The organism is Pseudomonas sp. I3-I5, from assembly GCF_022699445.1.
Taxonomy (GTDB): domain Bacteria; phylum Pseudomonadota; class Gammaproteobacteria; order Pseudomonadales; family Pseudomonadaceae; genus Aquipseudomonas; species Aquipseudomonas fulva.
Window position 1 is genome coordinate 2,796,872 of sequence record NZ_CP093940.1, and the last position, 22,689, is coordinate 2,819,560.

Annotated in this window: 13 protein-coding genes; 9 read left to right on the forward strand and 4 right to left on the reverse strand. The window is 62.5% G+C overall.

Features of this window, described 5'->3' with window-relative positions; all coding sequences use genetic code 11:
* Nucleotides 1-235: 235 nt before the first annotated feature.
* The 6 genes from glgA (at nt 236) to glgX (ending at nt 10,985) form a co-directional block, all read left to right on the forward strand.
* Nucleotides 236-1,795, forward strand: coding sequence for a glycogen synthase GlgA (glgA, locus tag MOP87_RS12620; protein WP_027916213.1), 1,560 nt, complete (start codon nt 236-238; stop codon nt 1,793-1,795).
* A 13-nt stretch (nt 1,796-1,808) separates the two neighbouring features.
* A complete protein-coding gene (gene treZ, locus MOP87_RS12625; RefSeq protein WP_059183842.1) occupies nt 1,809-3,557 on the forward strand; it encodes a malto-oligosyltrehalose trehalohydrolase in 1,749 nt (582 codons plus the stop codon).
* Entirely contained in the window at nt 3,554-5,623 is a 2,070-nt protein-coding gene (gene malQ, locus MOP87_RS12630; RefSeq protein WP_049695753.1) for a 4-alpha-glucanotransferase, read from the forward strand. Before treZ ends, malQ begins: the two co-directional genes overlap by 4 nt.
* The gene (locus MOP87_RS12635) at nt 5,620-8,394 is read left to right on the forward strand and encodes a malto-oligosyltrehalose synthase (protein WP_242809583.1); all 2,775 of its coding nucleotides are present in this window, start codon (nt 5,620-5,622) and stop codon (nt 8,392-8,394) included. Before malQ ends, MOP87_RS12635 begins: the two co-directional genes overlap by 4 nt.
* A gap of 16 nt (nt 8,395-8,410) precedes the next feature.
* Nucleotides 8,411-8,704, forward strand: a complete 294-nt coding sequence (locus MOP87_RS12640) for a DUF2934 domain-containing protein (protein WP_027916217.1) — start codon at nt 8,411-8,413, stop codon at nt 8,702-8,704.
* Nucleotides 8,705-8,831: 127 nt separating this feature from the next.
* On the forward strand, nt 8,832-10,985 hold the full coding sequence (gene glgX, locus MOP87_RS12645) for a glycogen debranching protein GlgX (RefSeq protein ID WP_049695751.1): 2,154 nt from the start codon (nt 8,832-8,834) through the stop codon (nt 10,983-10,985).
* 308 nt (nt 10,986-11,293) lie between these two features.
* Here glgX and glgB read toward each other — a convergent pair whose 3' ends face one another.
* The 3 genes from glgB to MOP87_RS12660 all read right to left on the reverse strand — a co-directional run bounded on the left by glgB (nt 11,294) and on the right by MOP87_RS12660 (nt 18,909).
* Nucleotides 11,294-13,504 carry a 1,4-alpha-glucan branching protein GlgB gene (glgB, locus tag MOP87_RS12650; protein WP_028686553.1) on the reverse strand — a complete coding sequence of 737 codons (2,211 nt, stop codon included), beginning with the start codon at nt 13,502-13,504 and terminating at the stop codon, nt 11,294-11,296.
* Nucleotides 13,501-16,821, reverse strand: a complete 3,321-nt coding sequence (gene treS, locus MOP87_RS12655) for a maltose alpha-D-glucosyltransferase (protein WP_242809585.1) — start codon at nt 16,819-16,821, stop codon at nt 13,501-13,503. Before treS ends, glgB begins: the two co-directional genes overlap by 4 nt.
* A 69-nt stretch (nt 16,822-16,890) precedes the next feature.
* A complete protein-coding gene (locus tag MOP87_RS12660) occupies nt 16,891-18,909 on the reverse strand; it encodes an alpha-1,4-glucan--maltose-1-phosphate maltosyltransferase (RefSeq protein ID WP_242809587.1) in 2,019 nt (672 codons plus the stop codon).
* Nucleotides 18,910-19,047: 138 nt separating this feature from the next.
* On the opposite strand from MOP87_RS12660, the gene MOP87_RS12665 reads away from it, so the two are divergent.
* Nucleotides 19,048-19,215, forward strand: a complete 168-nt coding sequence (locus tag MOP87_RS12665; RefSeq protein WP_178102867.1) for a hypothetical protein — start codon at nt 19,048-19,050, stop codon at nt 19,213-19,215.
* An 85-nt stretch (nt 19,216-19,300) separates the two neighbouring features.
* Complete coding sequence (locus tag MOP87_RS12670) at nt 19,301-19,546, forward strand: hypothetical protein (RefSeq protein ID WP_125922528.1); 246 nt, start codon at nt 19,301-19,303, stop codon at nt 19,544-19,546.
* Nucleotides 19,547-19,578: 32 nt separating this feature from the next.
* On the opposite strand, the gene MOP87_RS12675 is transcribed toward MOP87_RS12670, so the two are convergent.
* A complete protein-coding gene (locus tag MOP87_RS12675) occupies nt 19,579-21,255 on the reverse strand; it encodes an AMP-binding protein (protein ID WP_242809589.1) in 1,677 nt (558 codons plus the stop codon).
* 232 nt (nt 21,256-21,487) lie between these two features.
* On the opposite strand from MOP87_RS12675, the gene MOP87_RS12680 reads away from it, so the two are divergent.
* Nucleotides 21,488-22,651, forward strand: a complete 1,164-nt coding sequence (locus MOP87_RS12680; RefSeq protein WP_027916224.1) for an isovaleryl-CoA dehydrogenase — start codon at nt 21,488-21,490, stop codon at nt 22,649-22,651.
* The last annotated feature ends 38 nt before the right edge of the window (nt 22,652-22,689 follow it).

The following is a 22,689-nucleotide window of genomic DNA, read 5'->3' on the forward strand; positions in this document are numbered from 1 at the left end:
GGAAAGCCGGCAGGTCAGGAACTAAGCAGGCCAGATGAAATGGGTTATTCCCACGCACGGCCCGCCCACCCCAACCAGTCCACTCGCCTTTTGGCCGGAATGCCAAATGCGCTGTGCCTGTGCGCACGACTCGGGGGCAAGGATTGCAGTACGCAGAATTCGCAAAGAGAGAATCAACACGAAAGACCGCCGCGGTTTATCAGTACCCGGCCAAGCTTAGGGACGGAGAGAAAGAATGATCAGTGCCGCTGTCGCGACTCAAGTAGCTACCTTTACATCGGAACACCGCGAACCGCTCATCCCGGAGCTCGCCAAGACAGGCAAGGCACCTGGCGCCCAGCGCCAGAACAACCCGAACAAACGCAAGATCCTTTTCGTCACCTCGGAAATCGCTGACCTGGTGAAGACCGGTGGTTTGGGCGACGTCTCCGCGGCGTTGCCTCGCGCCCTTGCCCACCTGCACGACGTGCGTGTGCTGATCCCGGGTTACCCGCAGGTGGTGGAAAGCGACAACCCCATCCACATCGTCGGTGAGCTGGGCGGCCATGCAGCCTTGCCCCCTTGCAAGATCGGCCGGATGGACTTGCCCGACGGGCTGGTGATCTACGTGTTGATCTGCCCAGAGCTCTACCAGCGTCCCGGCACGCCTTACGCAGCAGAAAACGGTCGCGACTGGCCGGACAACCATATCCGTTTCGCCCGCCTGGGCCTGGCGGCTGCAGAAATCGCAGCCGGTGAAGGCATGATCCATTGGAAACCGGAAATGGTGCATGCCCATGACTGGCCAGCGGGCCTGGCCCCTGCGTACATGCACTGGCGCGGCTTGAGCACCCCGACCCTGTTCACCATTCACAACCTGGCCTACCAGGGTGTCTACAGCCGTGGCTGCAGCCCGGAACTGGCCATACCCGACCATGCCATGCAGCAGGAAGGCATGGAGTTCTACGGCAAGCTCTCCTTCCTGAAAGCTGGCCTGGCCTACTCCAGCCATATCACCACGGTCAGTGCCACCTACGCCCAGGAAATCACCACCCCCGAATTCGGCTGCGGCCTGGACGGTTTCCTGGCCAGCAAGGCGCAACAGGGGCTATTGGGCGGCATTCCGAACGGCATCGACGAAAGCTGGGATGCAGCGACCGACAAGCACCTGCAGCACAATTTCAGCATCAACGACTGGGAAGGCAAGGCGCGCAATGCACAGGCAGTGCGCGAGCTGTTCCAGCTGGACCCCTCCGAGGGCCCGCTGTTCGCCGTGGTCTCGCGCCTGGTCTACCAGAAAGGGCTGGACCTGACCCTGGGCGTTGCCGAGTACATCGTCGAGCAAGGCGGCCAAATTGCAATCATTGGTCGTGGCGAGCCTGAAGAAGAGCAAGCCATGCGCGAACTGGCCCTGCGTCATCCCGGCCGTGTGGGTGTACGCATCGGCTTCAACGAAACCGACGCACGCCGCATGTTCGCTGGCAGCGACTTCCTGCTGATGCCTTCGCGCTACGAGCCATGTGGCCTCAGCCAGATGTACGCTCAGCGCTTCGGCTCGCTGCCCGTTGCACGCAAGACCGGCGGGCTGGCCGATACCATCGAGAACGGCGTAACAGGTTTCCTGTTCGACGAGTCGACGGTAGAAAGCTACCGCGAGGCGCTCAGCCGGGCGTTCTACATCTACCAGAAGAAAGACCTGCTCAATGCCATGCGTTGCCTGTCCATGACCCAGCCATTCAACTGGTGCCAAGCGGTGGAACCCTACGCACGCTTGTACGAAGACCTGGTCAAGCAAGCCCAATTGGCTCATTACTGAAGAGAGGTCGAAGATGCAAAGGCATGGCGCACATGTTGAGGACGCCACGTCGGCGCGCTTCGCCCTCTGGGCACCCGACGCGCGCAGCGTGAGTTTGGAATTGCAGCACCAGGACGCCGTCGACCTCGTTCCCGATGACGATGACGATGGATGGTTCATTGGCACCGCCCCTGCCAAGCCAGGGGACCTGTACCGCTACTGCATCAATGGCGAGCTTCGCGTTGCCGACCCCGCATCGCGCTTTCAACCCGAGGGCGTCCACGGCCCCAGCCAAGTCGTGGACCTGGCCGGCTACACCTGGCAGCACCCCTGGCAAGGCCGCCCCTGGCACGAGGCGGTGATCCAGGAGCTGCATGTGGGCGTACTGGGTGGCTATGAAGGTGTGTCGAGCCATTTGCACCGTATTGCCTCGACCGGCATTACCGCCATTGAATTGATGCCGATCAGCCAATTCCCGGGCACCCGCAACTGGGGGTACGACGGCGTGCTGCCTTATGCAGCGCAGCACAACTACGGTACACCCGAGCAACTGTGCAGCCTGGTGGACCAGGCGCATGGCCACGGGCTGATGGTGATGCTCGATGTGGTCTACAACCACTTCGGCCCCGATGGCAACTTCCTGCATGAGTACGCCAGCTCGTTCTTTCGTGAAGACCGTCAGACCCCCTGGGGTGCCGCCATCGACTTCCGCCGGCCCGAGGTGCGTGAATATTTCATCCAGAACGCCCTGATGTGGATCTGCGATTACCGGATCGACGGCTTGCGTCTGGATGCGGTGCATGCCATCGATCAGCCTGACTTCCTCAAGGAACTGGCCAAGCGTGTGCGCGAGGCCGTCGAGCCGGGCCGACACGTGTGGCTGGTGCTGGAAAACGAGCACAACCAGGCGTTCTTGCTCGAACAAGGCTTCGACGCACAGTGGAACGACGATGGCCACAATGCGCTTCACGTGTTGCTGACCGATGAAACCGAAGGCTACTACGAAGACTACAAGGATGACCCGATCGGCAAGCTGGCGCGCTGCCTTGGCGAGGGCTTCGTCTTCCAGGGCCAGCTCAACCGCCATGGCGAACCACGCGGCGAACCCAGCGGCCACCTGCCGCCAAGCGCCTTCGTGCTGTTTCTGCAGAACCATGACCAGATCGGCAACCGCGCCATGGGCGAGCGTCTAACCCGGCTGACATCGCCCGCGGCCCTGCGCGCGGCAACCGGGCTACTGTTGCTGAGCCCGATGATTCCTTTGCTGTTCATGGGCGATGACGACGGCAGCCGTGCACCCTTCCTGTTCTTCACCGACTTTCATGATGAGCTCGCCGACGCGGTGCGCGAAGGCCGGCGCGGTGAATTCGAGCATTTTGCCGCCTTCGCCGACCCCGAAAAGCGTGCGCGTATTCCCGACCCGAACGCCGAGCAGACGTTCCACGCCTCCAGGCCTGACCCGCAGGATGTGATTGCCGGCTGGCATGGGCTGTACCAGCAGCTGCTCACTACGCGCCGCCAGCACCTGGTCCCGCGTCTGCCTGGCACCCGTTCCCTGGGCGCCGAGGTATTGGCTGACAAGGCGCTGACTGCACGCTGGCAACTGGGGGATGGCAGTACCTTGCGCATCGACCTGAACCTGGGCGACCAGGCGCAGCACCTGGCGGCTGCGCCTGCAGGCACCTGCCTTTTCGACAGCGGCGACAAGGCGCACGCCGGCTCGACGCTTTCGCCCTTCAGCTGTGTGGTCACCCTGCTACCCCCAAACCAGGAGATGCCATGAGCGATTCCCTGCTTCACCGGCTCGCTCAACGGGCGGGCCTTGCCCGAAACTGGGTGGATGCCAACAACAAACCGCAGCAAGTGACCGACGAGGTACTGCGCAAACTCCTCGAAGCCCTGGGCCATCCGGCTGGCGACGACGCGCAACTACAAGACAGTCTATCCAGGCTTGAGCACAGCGATGACGCCCAGCACGTCCCGCCCCTGCTCACTGCCGACCAGGGCAAGCCGCTCGACCTCTCGCGGTATTTCCCAGCGCAGGCCCCGGTGTGTGGTCAGTTGGAAGATGGCAGTCACATCGACTTGCAGCTTGATGCCCAGGCCCACCTGCCAGGTGATTTTCCAGTCGGCTATCACCAACTGGAAGTGGCGCAGCATCGCTTTACGCTCGCGGTCGCACCGCCTGGTTGCCCGTCGTTGCATGACCTGGTCGAGGCGGCACCTGCGCGCTGCTGGGGCTTGTCGGCGCAGCTCTACAGCCTGCGCCGCCCCGGCGATGGTGGTTACGGTGACTGCATGGCCCTCGAGCAGCTGGTACGCAGTGCGGCCGAACGGGGCGCCGATGCGGTGGCGATCAGCCCTATCCATGCTTTGTCGGCCTTCGATCAACAACATTACAGCCCCTACTCGCCTTCGAGCAGGCTGCTGCTCAATACGCTTTACGCAAGCCCGGCGGCCATTCTGGGTGAACGCACCGTGCGCCTGGCGGTCGAGGCCTGCCACCTGGAACAGACCCTGACCTCGCTCGAGCAAGCGGCTTTGGTGGACTGGCCGCGCGCAGCCGATGCGCGCTACAAGCTGCTGGACGCGCTCTACCAGCACTTCAGCCAAGGCGATCACCCGCAACGCGCCGATTTCGAGAGCTATCGCCAGGCCGCAGGCGAGGCACTGGAGCACCATTGCCGTTTTGAAGTGCTGCAAGCCGAGGCGGTCGACAAAGGCCATGGGGCTGATTGGCGCAACTGGCCAGAGGCGTGGCGCGACCCCTTCGGAACCGAAGTCCGCGCCTTGGCCGAAAGTTATCCGGCCAGGGTAGAGTTTCACGCCTTCTGCCAATGGCTGACCGAGCGCAGCCTGCAGCGCGCTCAAGAGGCAGCCAAAGGCAGCGGCATGGTAGTCGGCCTGATTGCCGACCTCGCCGTTGGCGCCGATGGCGCCGGCAGCCAAGCCTGGAGCCGTCAGGACGAACTGCTGGCCAACCTCACCGTTGGCGCGCCACCTGACATCCTCAATCGCTCAGGCCAGGACTGGGGCATCTGCGGGTTCTCTCCCGAAGGGCTCAAGCGCAACGGCTATCGCGCGTTCATCGAGATGCTGCGTGCCAACCTGGCCCATGCCGGTGGCCTGCGCATCGATCATGTGATGGGTTTGCAACGGCTTTGGCTGATCCCGCGTGGTGGCAAGCCCAATGAAGGCGCCTACCTGTATTACCCGCTCGAAGACATGCTTCGCTTGCTGGCGCTCGAATCCAGCCGCCACGGTGCAATCATCCTGGGTGAAGACCTGGGCACGGTACCGGACGGGCTACGCGAGGCCTTGGCGCAGAAAAACATCCTGGGCATGCGCGTGCTGCCCTTCGAGCAGGCGCCTCGAGGCCAGTTCACCCCTCAGCTTCAGTGGCCCGACGATGCCTTGGCGACCACCGGCACCCATGACCTGGCGACCGTGGCGGGTTGGTTGCAAAACCGGGACGTGGAGTGGAGCCGGCGACTGGGCCTGATTGATGAGTCCACCGAACAGCAATGGCGCGATGACCGCCGCAAAGAACACGAAGGCTTGCGCCGCACGCTTGAAACCCACTATGGCCCGCTGAAGGACGACACTGCCGTGATCGATGCCGCTATTGGTTATGTAGGCTACACCAAAGCTCCGCTGGTGCTGGTCCCGCTTGAAGACCTGCTGGGTCTGGAAGAACAGCCGAACATGCCCGGCACCACCGAAGGGCATCCCAACTGGCGCCGCCGTTTTGCCGAACCGGCAAGCCACATGCTTGACAACGAGGATGCCGCACGGCGCCTGGAAGTGTTGGCGCAAGCGCGCGAGCAGGCGTGGGAGCGCGACCGATGAAACCGCTCACTGCGACCCTGCGCCTGCAGTTCCACAGCGACTTTACCTTAGACCATGCTCTACCGCTGGTCCCCTACTTTGCTCAACTGGGCATCAGCCACCTGTACGCCTCGCCGATACTCAAGGCCCGAGCAGGTTCACGCCACGGTTACGACGTCGTCGATCCCACGCAGGTCAACCCGGAACTGGGCGGCGAAGCGGCCCTGGAGCGCCTGGTCAAGGCGCTGCGCCAGCACGGCATGGGCCTGATCGTGGACACCGTGTCCAACCACATGGCCGTAGGCGGCGCCGACAATCCCTGGTGGCAGAGTTTATTGGCATGGGGCCGTCGCAGCCCATATGCGGAGTTCTTCGATATCCAGTGGCATTCCACCGACCCGCTGCTGGCCGGTCAATTGCTGCTGCCGTTCCTGGGCAGCGATTACGGGGTAGCGCTAAAAGAAGGCCAGATTCCCCTGGAATTCGACGCCGACCATGGGGTGCTACAAATCGCTCATTATGAGCACCGCTTCCCGATCTGCCCGGTCGACTACGGCTGGGTGCTGGCCCTAAGCGCTGACCCGACGCTGACCAGCCTGGCCGAACAGTTCACCGCCCTGGCCGAGTCGGCCACCCCGCTTGACGATGCCGCACCGCTGCAGGCCGAACTGGCTCGTCGCGTGCGCGAAGGCGCCGACCTGGCGTCGGCCCTGGTGGCATTCGACAGCCGCAGCGAGGCCGGTTTCAAGCGCCTGCACCTGCTGCTGGAACGCCAGACCTACCGCCTGGCCAGCTGGCGCACCGCTGCCGACGACATCAACTGGCGGCGCTTTTTCGACATCAATGAGCTGGGCGGTTTGCGGGTCGAGCGCCCGGTGGTGTTCGAAGCCACCCACGCCAAGCTGTTCGAGTTGATCGAACGCGGCCTGGTCGATGGCCTGCGCATCGACCACATCGACGGCCTGGCAGACCCACGCGGTTATTGCCGCAAGCTGCGCCGGCGCGTGGACAGCCTGATGGCCAGCCGCCCGCTGGACGCTGACGTGGAGCACTTCCCCATCTACGTCGAGAAGATCCTCGGCGTCGATGAGCATCTGCACCGCGACTGGCTCACCGATGGCACCACCGGCTACGAGTTCATGAACCAGGTGTCGTTGTTGCAGCACGATCCGGCCGGTGAGGCCCCGCTGACCGAACTGTGGTCGACGGTCAGCGAGCGCCCCGCGTTCACCGAAGAAGTACGCCTGGCGCGCCATCTGGTGCTCAACGCCAGCCTGGCAGGTGATTGCGAATCGGTGGCGCAAGCCCTGCTGCAAGTCGCGCGAAACGACCTGATGACCCGCGATCTGTCCTTGGGCGCCATTCGTCGCGCCTTGCAGGCACTGGTGGCGCACTACCCGGTTTACCGCACTTACTTCAATGCCTGCGGCCGCCCGGCCGAGGACGAGGCATTCTTCCAGCAAGCCCTGGCCGATGCGCGCCAGGACCTGAGCGAGGCCGACTGGCCATTGCTCGAGCAACTGGAAAAATGGCTGGGCGGCGAAGGTTGGCGCCAGCTGCCACCGGGTCGTACCCGCAAGCAACTGCGCCACGCCTGCGTACGCTTCCAGCAATTGACCGCCCCCAGCGCGGCCAAGGCCGTCGAAGATACCGCGTTCTACCGCAGCGCCAGGTTGCTCTCGCGCAACGATGTGGGCTTTGAAGCCGAACGCTTCAGCGCACCGCTTGAGCACTTCCACAACGAGGCCCAGCGACGCCTGCGGGACTTCCCGGACAACCTGCTGGCTACCGCCACCCACGACCACAAGCGCGGTGAAGACACACGCGCTCGCCTGGCTGTGCTGAGCGAACGCGGCCCCTGGCTGGCCAGCCGCATGGCGCACTGGCGCGAGCTGGCAGCGCCGTTGCGCGCACAGCTGGAGGATGGCATGGCGCCAAGCCCTGGGGATGAAATGCTGCTGCTCCAGACCCTGCTGGGCACCTGGCCCTTGGGCTTGGCCGTCGATGACGCCCAAGGCTTGAAGCAGTTCGCCGAACGTGTCGCTCAGTGGCAACAGAAGGCGTTGCGCGAGGCCAAGCTGCGCAGCAGTTGGAACGCACCCAACGAAGCCTACGAAAAGGGCTGTGCTCGCTATCTGGAAGGGTTGCTGCTGGAGGCCGATGCCCTGCCCCTGCGTACCTCCATCGCCGATGCGGCGCAGCTGATCAGTTGCCCGGGAGCGCTCAACAGCCTGGTGCAGGCGTTCATGCGCATGACCGTGCCGGGGGTGCCTGATCTCTATCAGGGCAACGAATACTGGGACTTCAGCCTGGTGGACCCGGACAACCGCCGACCCGTCGACTACCCCGCTCGACGCAGCACCTTGGCAGAGGCCGCGCCGCTCGACGCGTTGCTAAGCCACTGGCACGACGGCCGGGTCAAGCAGGCGCTGGTGGCCCGCGTACTGGACTGCCGCATGGCCAACCCAGAGCTGTTCCGCCGGGGCAGCTACCTGCCATTGACCGTCAAGGGACGCCATGCCGACAAGATCGTCGCCTTCGCCCGCCTGGGCGATACCCAACGCGCCGTCATCGTCGCGCCGCGCCTGACCAGCGAGCTGCTGGGGGCTGCGCAGAGCCCTCACGTGCCTGCCCAGAACTGGGAAGATACCCGGGTCATATTGCCGTTCGACTTCTCACCTGCCAATTCGACTGGACTTTTCGGCGGGGCCGTTGTCAGCCCTGTAAGAGAGTTGATGGTTTGTGCTGTGCTGTCGGACTTTCCAGTCAATCTGTTGATCGAAGATAACTAGCATTCAGGAGCGTCATATGAGTGTCGATGATAAACGCATACGCGAGTTTGCCTACCAGATCTGGGAGTCGGAAGGTAAGCCACACGGTGAGGAAGAACGTCACTGGGACATGGCCCGCAAACTGGCAGAAGCCGAGGCCAAGGCTCCGGGGGCCAAAGCCAAGTCACCCGCCAAGCCCAAGGCGCCTGCCAAGCCCAAAGCCGCTGCTGCACCCAAGCCGCCAGCTGATCCCAAGGTCGCTGCACTGCCAGGGGTGAAGCCTGCGGCTTCGAAGAAGCCACGCGCACCGAAAAAGCCGACCGCTAGCTGAACCATCCACGGCCCTGCCGTCTTCAGCGCCGCACTGGCACCGAGCCCCTCGGTTGCCAGGCCTGATGACGCCAGGGCCGTTGTAGTACTTAACCTTATTTTCCAGACAAGGCCATTCGAGGATTGCCATGAGCCCGCGCACCGCAAAGAAAACCCGCTCCGTTGCACCGTCGCGCATTCGCGAAGGCTTACCCTACCCCCTCGGCGCCACCTGGGACGGCCTGGGCGTGAACTTCGCCATCTTTTCGGCGAACGCCACCAAGGTCGAGCTGTGCGTCTTCGACGCCACCGGCGAGAAAGAGCTCGAACGGATCGAGCTGCCTGAATACACCGACGAGATCTACCATGGTTACCTGCCTGACGCGCATCCGGGTCTGATCTACGGCTACCGCGTACATGGCCCTTACGAGCCGGAGAACGGCCACCGCTTCAACCCCAACAAGCTGCTGATCGACCCGTATGCCAAGCAGTTGGTCGGCGAGCTGAAATGGTCCGAGGCGCTGTTTGGCTACACCATTGGCCACCCAGACGGTGACCTGTCGTTCGACGAGCGCGACAGCGCCCCCTTCGTGCCCAAGTGCAAGGTCATCGACCCCGCATTCACCTGGGGCCGGGACAACCGTGTACAAACCCCGTGGGACCAGACCGTCGTGTACGAGGCCCACACCAAGGGCATCAGCAAGCGCCACCCGGCCGTGCCTGAGAACCTGCAAGGCACCTTCGCAGGCCTGGCCAACGACGAGCTGCTAAAGCACATCAAGGACCTGGGCGTTTCCAGCATCGAGCTGCTGCCCATCCATGCCTTCGTCAACGATCAGCACCTGCTCGACAAAGGTCTGAACAACTATTGGGGCTACAACACCATCGCGTTCTTCGCGCCGCACCCAAGCTACCTGGCCAGCGGCAAGATCGCCGAATTCAAGGAGATGGTGGCGCACCTGCACGACGCGGGCCTGGAGCTGATCCTCGATGTGGTCTACAACCACACCGCCGAAGGCAACGAGATGGGCCCGACGCTTTCCATGCGCGGCATCGACAACGCCTCGTATTACCGCCTGATGCCCGACCAGAAGCGTTACTACATCAACGACTCGGGCACCGGCAACACCTTGGACCTGAGCCATCCGTGCGTCCTGCAGCTGGTGACCGATTCGCTGCGTTACTGGGCAGGCGAGATGCATGTCGACGGCTTCCGCTTCGACCTGGCGACCATTCTGGGTCGCTACCACGAAGGCTACAGTGAGCGTCACAGCTTCCTGGTGGCCTGCCGCCAGGACCCGCTGCTGCGTCAGGTCAAGTTGATTGCCGAGCCATGGGACTGTGGCCCGGGTGGTTACCAGGTGGGCAATTTCGCACCCGGCTGGGCTGAGTGGAACGACCGCTTCCGTGACACCGTGCGCGCCTTCTGGAAGGGCGACGAGGGCCAACTGGCCGATTTCGCCGCACGCATGACCGGCTCTGGTGACATGTTCAACAACCGTGGTCGCAGGCCGTATTCGTCGGTCAACTTCATCACTGCCCACGACGGCTTCACCTTGCGCGACCTGGTGTCGTACAACGAGAAGCACAACGAGGACAACGACGAAAACAACCAGGACGGGACCAGCAATAACCTGTCCTGGAACTGCGGGGCCGAAGGCCCCACCGAAGACGCGGAAATCAATGCCCTGCGCATGCGGCAGATGCGTAACTTCTTCGCGACCCTGTTGTTTGCCCAAGGCACGCCAATGATCGTTGCCGGCGATGAATTCAGCCGCACTCAGCATGGCAACAACAATGCCTACTGCCAGGACAGCGAAATCGGTTGGGTGAACTGGGACCTGGATGAAGAAGGCCAGGCGCTGCTGACGTTCGTCAAGCGCCTGACCCGCCTGCGCCAGAAATATCCGGTGCTGCGCCGCTCCAGCTTCCTGGTGGGCGATTACAACGAGGCGATCGGCGTCAAGGACGTCACCTGGCTGGCGCCGGATGGCAACGAGATGAGCGTTGAACAGTGGGAAGACCCCAATGGTCGTTGCCTGGGCATGCTGATCGACGGCCGTGCTCAGGTCAGTGGCATTGCCCGTCCAGGTTCGGAGTCCACCGTGTTGCTGATCGTCAACGCCCACCACGACACCGTGCCGTTCAAGCTGCCAAGCGTTCCAGAGGGCGAACACTGGAGCTGCGTGATGGATACAGACCAGCCACAACTGCGCAAACCTAAGGACCTGCCCTTCGACAGCTCATTTGACCTGACCGGGCGCTCGGTAGCTCTGATGGTGCTGCAACACAGCGAAGAGTGATGGCAAACGCGGTACGTCACGCGCAACGCGTGACGTGATCGTTCCTAGCCCGTCGGGCAATCCCAGCCAGGGATTGACCGGCGGGCTTTTTCTGGTAGGTCAACCATCGCCGCTTGAGCCTGCGCCAACCACGTTCAAAACGATTGCCGGGTTGACCGACCCATGGCTGACGATGGTCAGATGATCAAGTGCGCGTAGGGTACCAAGGCCGCTCATTCAAAGAATGCTTTTCTGCCACATCGCGCCCATGACAGCCTAACAGGGCCCTGAATTCACCCGCGGGCAGGACGCCCGCGGGTGGTTGGCGATCAGACTGGCTTGAGTACCAGTATCGCCAGCGGCGGAAGGTTCAGCGTCAGCGACAAGGGCTGACCATGGCAAGGGGTCTGCTGCGTGGCGACCGCGCCCATGTTGCCCACATTGGAGCCCGCATAGGCTTCAGCATCGCTGTTGAGCAGTTCCTGCCATTGTTCCCCGAACGGCACACCGATGCGGTAAGCCTCGCGCACCACCGGGGTGAAGTTGGCAACCACAAGCACCGGCTCACCCGCGCTGCTCCACCGCAGCCAGGCGAATACGCTGTTCTGCGCGTCATCCCCGATCAACCACTGGAAGCCTTCGGGCTTGCAGTCCTGCTCATGCAGGGCCGGCACGTCACGGTACAGGCGGTTCAGGTCGCCTACCAGGCGCTGTACGCCCTGGTGCTCGGGATACTGCAGCAGGTACCAGTCCAACTGATGATCATGGTTCCATTCGCGCCATTGGCCGAACTCGCAGCCCATGAACAGCAATTTCTTGCCAGGGTGCATCCACATGAAGGCCAGGTAAGCACGCAGGTTGGCGAACTTCTGCCAGCGATCGCCCGGCATCTTGTCGATCAACGAGCGCTTGCCGTGCACCACCTCGTCATGGGAAATGGGCAGGATGAAGTGCTCAGAGTAGGCGTACACCAGGCTGAAGCTCATCTCGTTGTGGTGATGCGTACGGTGCACCGGGTCGTTCTGGATGTAGCTGAGCGAGTCATGCATCCAGCCCATGTTCCACTTGTAATGGAAGCCCAGGCCACCCTCTTCGGTTGGCTTGCTCACGCCAGGCCAGGCAGTCGATTCCTCGGCAATGATCAAGGCACCCGGCGCTTCATGCGCCGCCACGCCGTTGAGGTGGCGGATGAAGTCGATGGCTTCCAGGTTCTCACGCCCGCCGTGGCGGTTGGGTACCCACTCTCCGGCCTTGCGTGAGTAGTCGCGGTACAGCATCGATGCCACGGCATCTACCCGCAGCCCGTCGATGTGGAAATGTTTGAGCCAGTGAAGCGCCGAGGCCATCATGAAGCCCCGCACCTCGTTACGCCCGAGGTTGTAGATCAGCGTGTTCCAGTCCTGGTGATAGCCTTCGAACGGGTTGTCGTACTCGTAGAGGGCCGTGCCGTCAAAGCGCGCCAGGCCGTGTTCGTCCGTGGGGAAATGCGCCGGCACCCAGTCCAGGATCACGCCGATGCGGGCCTGGTGGCAGGCGTCGATGAAGGCGGCAAAGTCCTCTGCCGTGCCGTAGCGCGACGTGGGGGCGAACATCGAGAGCGGCTGGTAGCCCCACGAGCCGCCGAATGGGTGTTCCATGATCGGCAGCAGCTCGATATGGGTGAAGCCCAGCTCCTGCACGTAAGGCACCAGGCGCTCGGCCAACTCGCGCCAATTGTAGAAACGCCCCACTTCGCCGGCTTCATCCAACTCGCAGCGCCACGACCCTGGGTGCAGCTCGTAGATGGACAATGGGGCGGTATAGGCGTGGCGCTGGGCGCGCTCGTCCATCCACTGCTGATCGCGCCATTCATGCCCAAGCGCCCCCGCCACCTTGGACGCGGTGCTGGGCGGCAACTCGGTAGCACGGGCCAACGGGTCTGCTTTGAGCGGCAGGATCCCGTCCTTGCCCAGCACCTCGAACTTGTAGGTTTCACCCACACCCAGACGTGGAATGAACAGCTCCCAGACACCGGCACCGTGGCGCAGGCGCATCGGGTGCCGACGGCCGTCCCAGTTGTTGAACTCGCCCACGACCGATACCCGGCGCGCATTGGGTGCCCAGACCGAAAAGCACACCCCATCCACCCCGTCGACCTGTGCCGGTTGGGCACCGAAGCGCCCTGCCAGGTCCCGGTGATTGCCCTCGGCGAACAGGTGCAGGTCGATGTCGCCCAGCTGCGGGCCGAAGCTGTAGGGGTCTTCCGTGACTTGCTCGCCGCCGGCCCAGTTGATGTGCAACTGATAGGGATGCGCTTCGTTCAGGTGCGCGGTGAACAGGCCAGGCAATGCACCTGGCCGCATGTCGGCCAGCACGCGCTGGTCGTCGCGCGCCAGCACGCGGGCGCCCAGGGCATTGGGCAGGTAGGCACGAATGGTCATGCCCCCTGCTGGATCGGTGTGAGGCCCCAGTACCGCAAAAGGATCGGCGTGCTCGGCGCGCGCCAGGGCATCCAGGTCCCGTTGCCCAAGCCCGCCGTTTTCACGCGTTGAAACGTTCATTCTGACTCTCCCCAGGTACTGATCAGTCCATGCAGGCCATGCAAAGGCACGGCCAGCCAGCTTGGACGATTTTCGGCTTCATAAGTTATTTCGTATGCCGCTTTTTCCAGGCAGAACAGCTCAAGTGCCGCACGCTCGCCTTCGGCTTGCTCCCAGGCGTGGGGCATGGCCGCGGTGGCCAGGCCATAAGCCTCGATGAACGCATGCCGGGACTGGTGAAGGTACTGTCGTGCCACCCGCTGCCGAGCTTGTCGCGCCGGCTCGGAAAGGTCCATCGTAGACGCGCTGCGCAGGATCATCGCAGCAGCATAGTCGAAAGAGCGCAACACACCGCTGACATCTTTGTACGGGCTGTGCTTGGCCCGGCGCTCTTCCAGTGGTCGGGACGGTTCCCCCTCAAAGTCGATCAGGTAGGCATCGCCTTGCACCACCAGCACTTGGCCCAGGTGAAGGTCGCCATGCACGCGCATCAACAGCCCACCCTGCGCCTGCCGTGCAAGTTCTGCCACGCGTTGGGCGAGCCCGTCGCGCTGCTGCTGCAAGTCATCGACCAACGCCTGGCTTTCAGGGTCGAGTTTGTCACGATGCTGCACCAGCAGATCCAGCGCGTGGGTCAGCTCCGTGCTGATCTGCGCACTCCACCGCTCGCTGTCAGCGTCAGTGCTGGGATAAGACGCGAAGGCCTGGTCCTCGGTAGGTGCGGCGAGCATCAGGTGCATCTCGCCCAGGCGCTGACCCAGCAAAGAAGCGAAGTCGCGCAGTTCGCTGACCGCGTCGGTATGGGGTTCGCCTTCGGCACTGGAGGGCTGCATCTGGTCGCGAATGGCGCGCTCCAAGGTGTTCTGGGACCAGGCCCAGGCATCGCCCTGATTACTCAGATAGCCCTGGGCAATCATCAACAGGTGTGGCGCGCCTTGGGCCTCCTCGCGACTGACCCAGGCCAGCAACGGCGAGATATTGGCGAAGCCCGCAGCGGTGAGATAAGCGCTCATTTCAAGCTCTGGGTGAATGCCTGCGTTGACCCGCCGGATCAACTTGAGCACCACCGAATCGCCCACCACTACCGAACTGTTGGACTGCTCGGCGCTCAGGTAGCGCACCGAGCTGTCATCGCCCAGTGCCAGGCCAGCCAGCTGCTCGGTGTGATTGAAATGCAGTTCGCCCTGATCGTTCCCGCAGGTCAGGCGCACGCCCTCCTGGCAGGCCTTGAGCACCGCGCGAATGAAGGGTTCGAGGACGAAGGCATCGGTGATCAGGCCCACCTCATTGGCCCGTCGCACGCGCGACAAGGCCAACTGCTGCGGCAGAGCCGTGCTGATTTGCTCTTCGGGCAGCAAGCCGAACGGTAGCTGGTAGCGGCTGGTCACCCCGTCGCTGGTCACCTCGATTTCACTGAACAGCACGGGCATACCGGCCGTGGCCATGCGCACGCCATAGCTCAGGTCGACCTGATCGACAGGCCCTTCCTTACCCGCGAACCAGCGTCGCTTGGGCAAATACTGGGGCAGGATGGTGGACTGCAAGGCGTCGCGTGAAGGCGACTCGAGCAGCTCTTCAAGACGTTTGCGTAGCACTAATGTGGTCAATTCCGGTAACCCCTCAGTAGGCTGGTTGTGCCAGCTGGGCATGCGGTCGTGGGCAGCCAGCACGAACCAGTAGAAGCCATAAGGCGGCAAGGTCAGCAGGAACGGCAACTGCCCGATGGGCGGGAAGGCGCTGCCGCCGATCATTTCCACGGGGACCTTGTCGGCGTACTGGGACAAATCCAGTTCCGCAGCCTGGGCCGCCCGGGACACGTTGGCGACACAGAGAATCACCTCGGTGTGGCCATCGGCGTCGGTGAATTCCCGGATGTAGGCAAGGATGCGTCGGTTGCTGGGTGTCAGCGTGCGCAGCGTGCCACGGCCGAAGGCTTTTTGCTGCTTGCGCACGGCGAGCAGGCGACGCGTCCAGTTCAGCAATGAATGAGGATCGTGGCTCTGTGCTTCGACGTTGACCGTCTGGTAGCCATAGAGCGGGTCCATGATCGGTGGCAGCACCAGCCGCTGCGGGTCGGCCCGGGAGAACCCGCCGTTGCGGTCAGGCGACCACTGCATGGGCGTGCGCACGCCGTCGCGATCGCCCAGGTAGATGTTGTCGCCCATGCCCAGCTCATCGCCGTAATACAGCGTTGGCGTACCTGGCATCGAGAGCAGCAGGCTGGTGAGCAGCTCGATCCTGCGCCGGTCGCGTTGCAGCAGCGGCGCCAAGCGGCGCCGGATGCCTAGGTTGATCCGGGCGCGGCGGTCCTCGGCGTAGTAGTTCCAGAGGTAGTCGCGCTCGCGGTCGGTGACCATCTCCAAGGTGAGCTCATCGTGGTTGCGCAGGAAGATGGCCCACTGGCAGTTGGCCGGAATCTCCGGGGTCTGGCGCAGGATGTCGGTGATGGGAAAGCGATCTTCCATGGCAAGCGCCATGTACATGCGTGGCATCAGCGGAAAATGGAACGCCATGTGACATTCGTCCCCGTCGCCTTCGCCAAAGTAAGGACGGGTATCCTCCGGCCACTGGTTGGCCTCGGCGAGCAACATGCGATCAGGGTAATTGGCATCGATCTCGGCCCGGATCGCCTTGAGCACATCATGGGTTTCGGGCAGGTTCTCGTTGTTGGTACCGTCGCGCTCGATCAGGTACGGGATGGCGTCAAGCCGCAAGCCATCGACACCCAGGTCCAGCCAGAAGCGCATCACGCCGATCACGGCCTTGAGCACCTGCGGATTGTCGAAATTCAAATCCGGCTGATGGGAGTAGAAGCGGTGCCAGAAGTACTGGCCTGCCACCGGGTCCCAGGTCCAGTTGGATTTCTCGGTATCGAGGAAGATGATGCGGGTGCCGTCGTACTTGTGGTCGTCATCGGACCACACGTAGAAGTCGCGGGCCTTGCTGCCACGCTTGGCATGGCGGGCACGTTGAAACCACGGGTGCTGGTCGCTGGTGTGGTTGATGACCAGTTCGGTGATCACCCGCAGCCCGCGTTTGTGCGCCTCGGCAATGAAGCGGCGGGCGTCGGCGAGGGTGCCGTAGTCTGGATGCACTGCCTTGTACTCGGCGATATCGTAGCCGTCGTCGCGTCGGGGCGAGGGATAGAACGGCAGCAGCCACAAGGTGTTGACGCCCAGGTCGGCGATGTAGTCGAGCTTGCTGATCAACCCGGCGAAGTCACCGATACCGTCATTGTTGGCATCGAAGAACGACTTGATGTGCAACTGGTAAATCACCGCATCCTTGTACCACAGCGGGTCGTCAATGAAGGCTGCCGGGCGGGTACGCTTGGCCATGTACCATTCCTCTGAATGCTTGATCGGTAAAAACCGTCAGAGAGCAGGCGGGCCCGCTCTCCGCCAGGCTCAGCTGACTTTACTGATTCGCCAGATACCGAAAGGCTGGTGCCAAGGCTCGATGCGCATGAACTGGGTCTTGCCGTACCACGACCAGCGATGACCGTTCATCAGGTCCTCGCCGTGCGTCTCGGCACCGTCATCAAGGCCCAGCTCCCACAATGGCAGTTCGAAATGGGCTTCCTGGGCATTATGCGGGTCGAGGCTGACGGCGATGAGGATGTAATTGTCACGCGCAGGCGTGCGCTTGGCGAAATACAGAATGTTGTCGTTCCAGCAATTGAGCAGCGTCAGGCCCAGGTGGCTCTGCAAGGCCGGATTCTGCCGGCGGATACGGTTGAGCTGGGCGATCTCGGCAATGATGTTGCCCGGCTGGGTGAAGTCACGCGGGCGGATCTCGTACTTCTCCGAGTCCAGGTACTCTTCCTTGCCCGGCAGCCCTGCCGCTTCGCACAACTCGAACCCCGAATACATGCCCCACAAGCCCGACCCCATGGTGGCCAGCGCGGCCCGGATGAGGAAGCCTGCGCGGCCGTTCTGCTGGAGGAAGAACGGGTTGATGTCTGGGGTGTTGACGAAGAAGTTCGGCCGGTAGCACTGGCTCCATGGGGGCTGGTTGAGCGTTTCGAAATACTCGCTCAGCTCCTGCTTGGTGTTGCGCCAGGTGAAGTAGGTGTAGCTCTGCGCATAGCCGACCTTGCCCAAGCGCGCCATCATGGCGGGCTTGGTGAACGCCTCGGCCAGGAACAACACGTCCGGGTATTGGCTGCGTACATTGGCGATCAGCCACTGCCAGAACGGCAGGGGTTTGGTATGCGGGTTGTCCACCCGGAACGTCTTCACGCCCTCCTCCACCCAACCGATGATCACATCGCGCAGTGCAATCCACAGCCCAGGTACGGCGTCGGGTGCGTAGAAATCGACGTTGACGATGTCCTGGTACTTTTTCGGCGGGTTCTCGGCGTAGCGGATGGTCCCGTCCGGGCGCCAGCTGAACCAGCCTGGATGCGCTTGGAGCCAAGGGTGGTCCTGGGAGCATTGGATGGCGAAGTCCAGGGCGATTTCCAGACCATGCTGGGCTGCGGCCGACACCAAGCGGCGGAAATCTTCACGCGTGCCGAGTTTGGGGTGGATCGCATCGTGCCCACCGTCGGCACTGCCAATTGCGTAAGGGCTGCCAGGGTCGCCCGGCTGTGCCTGCAAAGCATTGTTCCGGCCCTTTCTATGCTGCATGCCGATGGGGTGGATGGGCGGGAAATACAACACGTCGAAGCCCATGTCGCGAATCATCGGCAGGCGCTGGTGCACATCGTTGAAGGTACCGTGGCGCTGGGGATCATCGGTGATCGAACGTGGGAACAGCTCATACCAGCTGGCGAATTGCGCGGCCGGGCGGTCCACATCCAGCGGGTAGTCGCAACTGCGAGTCAGGTAGCTGCGGTGCTCGGCCGCAGCCATCATCTGCGACGCCTCGGCGCCCAGCAGCAGGGCCACTTGTTCATCCTCGGGCAGCGTTTGCAAGGTGCCTTGCAGCGCCTGTAATTGCTCGCGCAGAGCGCCGCTGCTCAATTCGATGCCCTTGCCCAGCAGCAAACGCCCTTCCTCAAGCTCAAGCTTTACGCCGACACCGGCATTGAACTTCTTCTCCAGGTCGTAGCAGTACGTGGCATACGGATCGATCCAGGCTTCGATGCTGAACACATGCGGCCCGATTTCAGTCGGGGTAAATTCTGCCAGCCACAGGTCATTGCCAGGCGAGGTCATGGGCACACAATGAATGCGTCGGCTACCGGCCTGACGCCAGTTCAACACCACGGCCATGCGGTCATGGCCGTCAGTGAATACCTTGGTGCTGACCGAAACCGGCTGATTGCTGATGGCCTTGGCGGCAAAGGCGCCGCCATCTAGCACCGGCTGGGTGTCCTCGATGGCGATACGCGGTGCCATCAAGGCCTGGGACAGGCTGATGACCTGCTCCGGATGATCGTTTGCCGTGGGCACGCTTTCGAAGGGCTCGTTCAAAGACATCAGGCCTTGCTCCCTGGGACTGGTGGCGGTAAGGGTTGAGAGCGCGGCGACCGAGTCTGGGTTCAAAAATGAATTGATTCACGGCACCAGCGGTCGAACGCTGCAGGACAGGTTCACTCAACCCCACGAGGCATGGTCATGACGCTCCCAACGCCCCCGGAAACGCCCGATCCGAACATTGACGATCCCAACCTCCCGCCCCCGGAGCCTGAGCGTGATCCGGATGAGCTGCCGATTCAGCCGACGGTCCCGCCAACCGTGGGTGATCCACCCAGCCAGGAACCCCCGATAAAGGCGGGCGACTGAAGTCGAAAACTGTCAGTTTTGCCAGTGGCGCATCGGCCGCGTTGTTCCGATCATGAGTCACCTTTGTGATTCAGGAGTTACGGATATGACGCTTGACGGTATGAGCCACAGCGAGCGAAATGAATACGAAGCCTATGTCATCGAGTGTCTCCAGGAGGCAGGCATCAAGGATTCTAATCCTGCGACAGTTCTGAAGACACTCGATAAGGACGCCTTCAGGCGCGCCATTGGCCAGATGAAGGACGATTTCGATTTCGGTTTCAAGCCTGAGTCGATAACATCTGTCGCTCAACTGGCCGAGGCAATTTGGCGAGCATCGCAATCGAGGTGAGGGATCACCCCTGGGGCACATCACTGAAGGATCTAGGTAATCTGCCCCAGTTCCGCCATGCTGATTTCTCGCATTTTGAACTTCTGCACCTTGCCCGTCACCGTCATGGGAAATTCATCGACGAAGCGAATATGGCGGGGCACCTTGTAGTGGGCGATACGGGACTTGCACCAGGCCTGCAGTGCCTCTGCAGTAGCCTGGTGACCCGGATGCAGCTTGATCCAGGCGACGATGTCCTCGCCATAGCGGCTGCACGGGATACCAATGACCTGGGCATCGGCCACCGCCGGGTGGGTATAGAAGAACTCCTCTATTTCACGTGGGTAGATGTTCTCGCCACCGCGAATGATCATGTCCTTGTTGCGCCCGACGATACGCACATACCCCGCCTCGTCCATCACCGCCAGGTCACCGGTGTGCATCCATCCGGCCGCGTCGATGGCGCTGGCTGTCGCCTGGGGGTTATCCCAGTAACCCAGCATCACGCTGTAGCCGCGCGTGCACAGCTCACCGGTCTGACCGCGTGCAACCGTGCCGCCCTGCGGGTCGATGATCTTGCTTTCCAGCTGCGGCTGGGTACGGCCCACTGTGGTGACGCGCAGTTCCAGCACGTCATCCGGCCCGGTTTGCAAAGACACCGGGCTGGTTTCGGTCATGCCATAGGCGATCTGCACCTGGGCCATGTGCATCTGGTCGATGACCCTGCGCATCACCTCGATCGGGCAAGTGGCGCCTGCCATGATGCCGCTGCGCAAGGACGACAGGTCCACATGCTGGCGAGCCGGATGGTCGAGCATGGCAATGAACATGGTGGGCACGCCGTACAGAATGGTGCCACGTTCCTCGGCCACGGCGCGCAAGGCCAACTCGGCATCGAAGGCGTCGCTTGGGTAGATCATGGTAGTGCCATGGGTGATGCAGCCCAGGTTGCCCATGACCATACCGAAACAGTGGTACAGGGGCACCGGGATCACCATGCGGTCGCGTTCAGTCAAGCCCAGGCTGGCGCCGACCATGAAGCCGTTGTTCAGGATGTTGTAATGGCTGAGGGTAGCGCCCTTGGGCGCGCCAGTGGTGCCGGAGGTGTACTGAATGTTCACCGGTTGGTCGAAATGAAGGCTGTTCTGCCGGGCGATGCACGCCTCGCGGCTGACGGACGCGCCCCAAGTGGCCAGTGCCTCCCACGGCAGAAAGCCAACAGGCGGGTCGTTGGCCAGGCTTATCACCCCGCGCAAGGCAGGCAGCGAGGCACTGGTGACCTGACCGGGTGCGGCGGTAGCCAATTCGGGCACCAAGGCCTGGATCATGGCGTGGTAATCGGAATGCTTGAACGCATCGGCACAGACCAGCCAACTGCACCCTGACTGGCGCAGCACATATTCAAGCTCGCCCACACGGTAAGCCGGGTTGACGTTGACCAGGATGGCACCCAACTTGGCGGTTGCCACCTGGAGAATGCACCATTGCGCGCAGTTGGGTGACCAGATGCCCACGCGGTCACCGGTTTCGATCCCAAGGGCCATCAGCGCTCGAGCACACGACTCAACCTGCTCTGCCAGTTGCCGCCAGCTGTAGCGCAGGCGCTGGTGCCGAGCCACCAACGCTTCCTGCTCGTGCAGGCGCGCTACTGTAGCGTCGAAGGCCTGGCCGATGGTTTGGGTAAGCAAAGGGCGATCCTGGCGACCGCGGGTATAGCTGGGTTGAGTCATGTGCGTCCCTTCTTTTGATTGTTCTGGATAGGGGCCAAGCGCGCGCCAATCACTTTGGCTCAGATTTACGTTTACGTAAAGGTGATGGATAAATTGACAAAAAAGCAGGCGCAGGTTTACGTTTACGTAAAGGTGATAGGCAGCAACGCACGTTGTCGGCGTCAGCCGCCTACCCAGGTAAGCTTGCCGCTAGCGGCGTGATCCCATTTCAAGAACAACAAGGTGCCCCCGCATGCATTACCCCAGCCTGAACTTCGCCCTGGGCGAGACCATCGACATGCTTCGCGACCAGGTGCGCACCTTCGCCGCCGCCGAGCTCGCCCCTCGCGCCGCGCAGATCGACCACGACAACCTGTTCCCTGCCGACATGTGGCGCAAATTCGGCGACATGGGCCTGCTCGGCATCACCGTGCCGGAAGAATACGGTGGCGCAGGCCTGGGTTATCTCGCCCACGTGGTGGCGATGGAGGAGATCAGCCGCGCCTCGGCCTCGGTCGCGCTGTCCTACGGCGCCCACTCCAATTTGTGCGTCAACCAGATCAACCGTAACGGCACGCCCGCGCAAAAGGCCAGATACCTGCCCAAGCTGGTCAGCGGCGAGCACGTCGGCGCCCTGGCTATGAGTGAACCCAATGCCGGGTCGGACGTGGTGTCGATGAAACTGCGCGCCGACAAGCGCGGCGACCACTATGTGCTCAACGGCAGCAAGACGTGGATCACCAACGGACCCGATGCCAACACCTACGTCATCTACGCCAAGACCGATCTGGAAAAGGGCCCCCATGGCATCACTGCGTTCATCGTCGAGCGCGAGTGGGCAGGCTTTAGCCGCAGCAACAAGTTCGACAAACTGGGCATGCGTGGCTCGAACACCTGCGAGCTGTTCTTCGATGACGTGCACGTGCCCCAGGACAACATCCTCGGTCAACTCAATGGCGGCGTGCGGGTGTTGATGAGCGGCCTGGACTACGAGCGCGTGGTGCTATCCGGCGGCCCGACCGGCATCATGCAGAGTTGCATGGACCTGGTGGTGCCGTACATTCATGACCGCAAGCAGTTCGGGCAAAGCATCGGCGAGTTCCAGCTGATCCAGGGCAAGGTCGCCGACATGTACACCCAGCTCAATGCCAGCCGCGCCTACCTGTATGCCGTGGCCCAGGCCTGCGACCGCGGCGAGACAACGCGCAAGGATGCGGCCGGGGTGATTCTCTACACCGCCGAGCGCGCCACGCAGATGGCCTTGGAAGCGATCCAGATTCTTGGCGGTAACGGCTACATCAACGAATTCCCCGCAGGTCGCTTGTTGCGCGATGCCAAGCTGTACGAAATCGGCGCCGGCACCAGCGAAATTCGCCGAATGCTGATCGGCCGCGAGTTGTTCAACGAGACCCGCTGAACGCGCTGGCGCCACGGCAGGCTCATCACGCCAGCCGT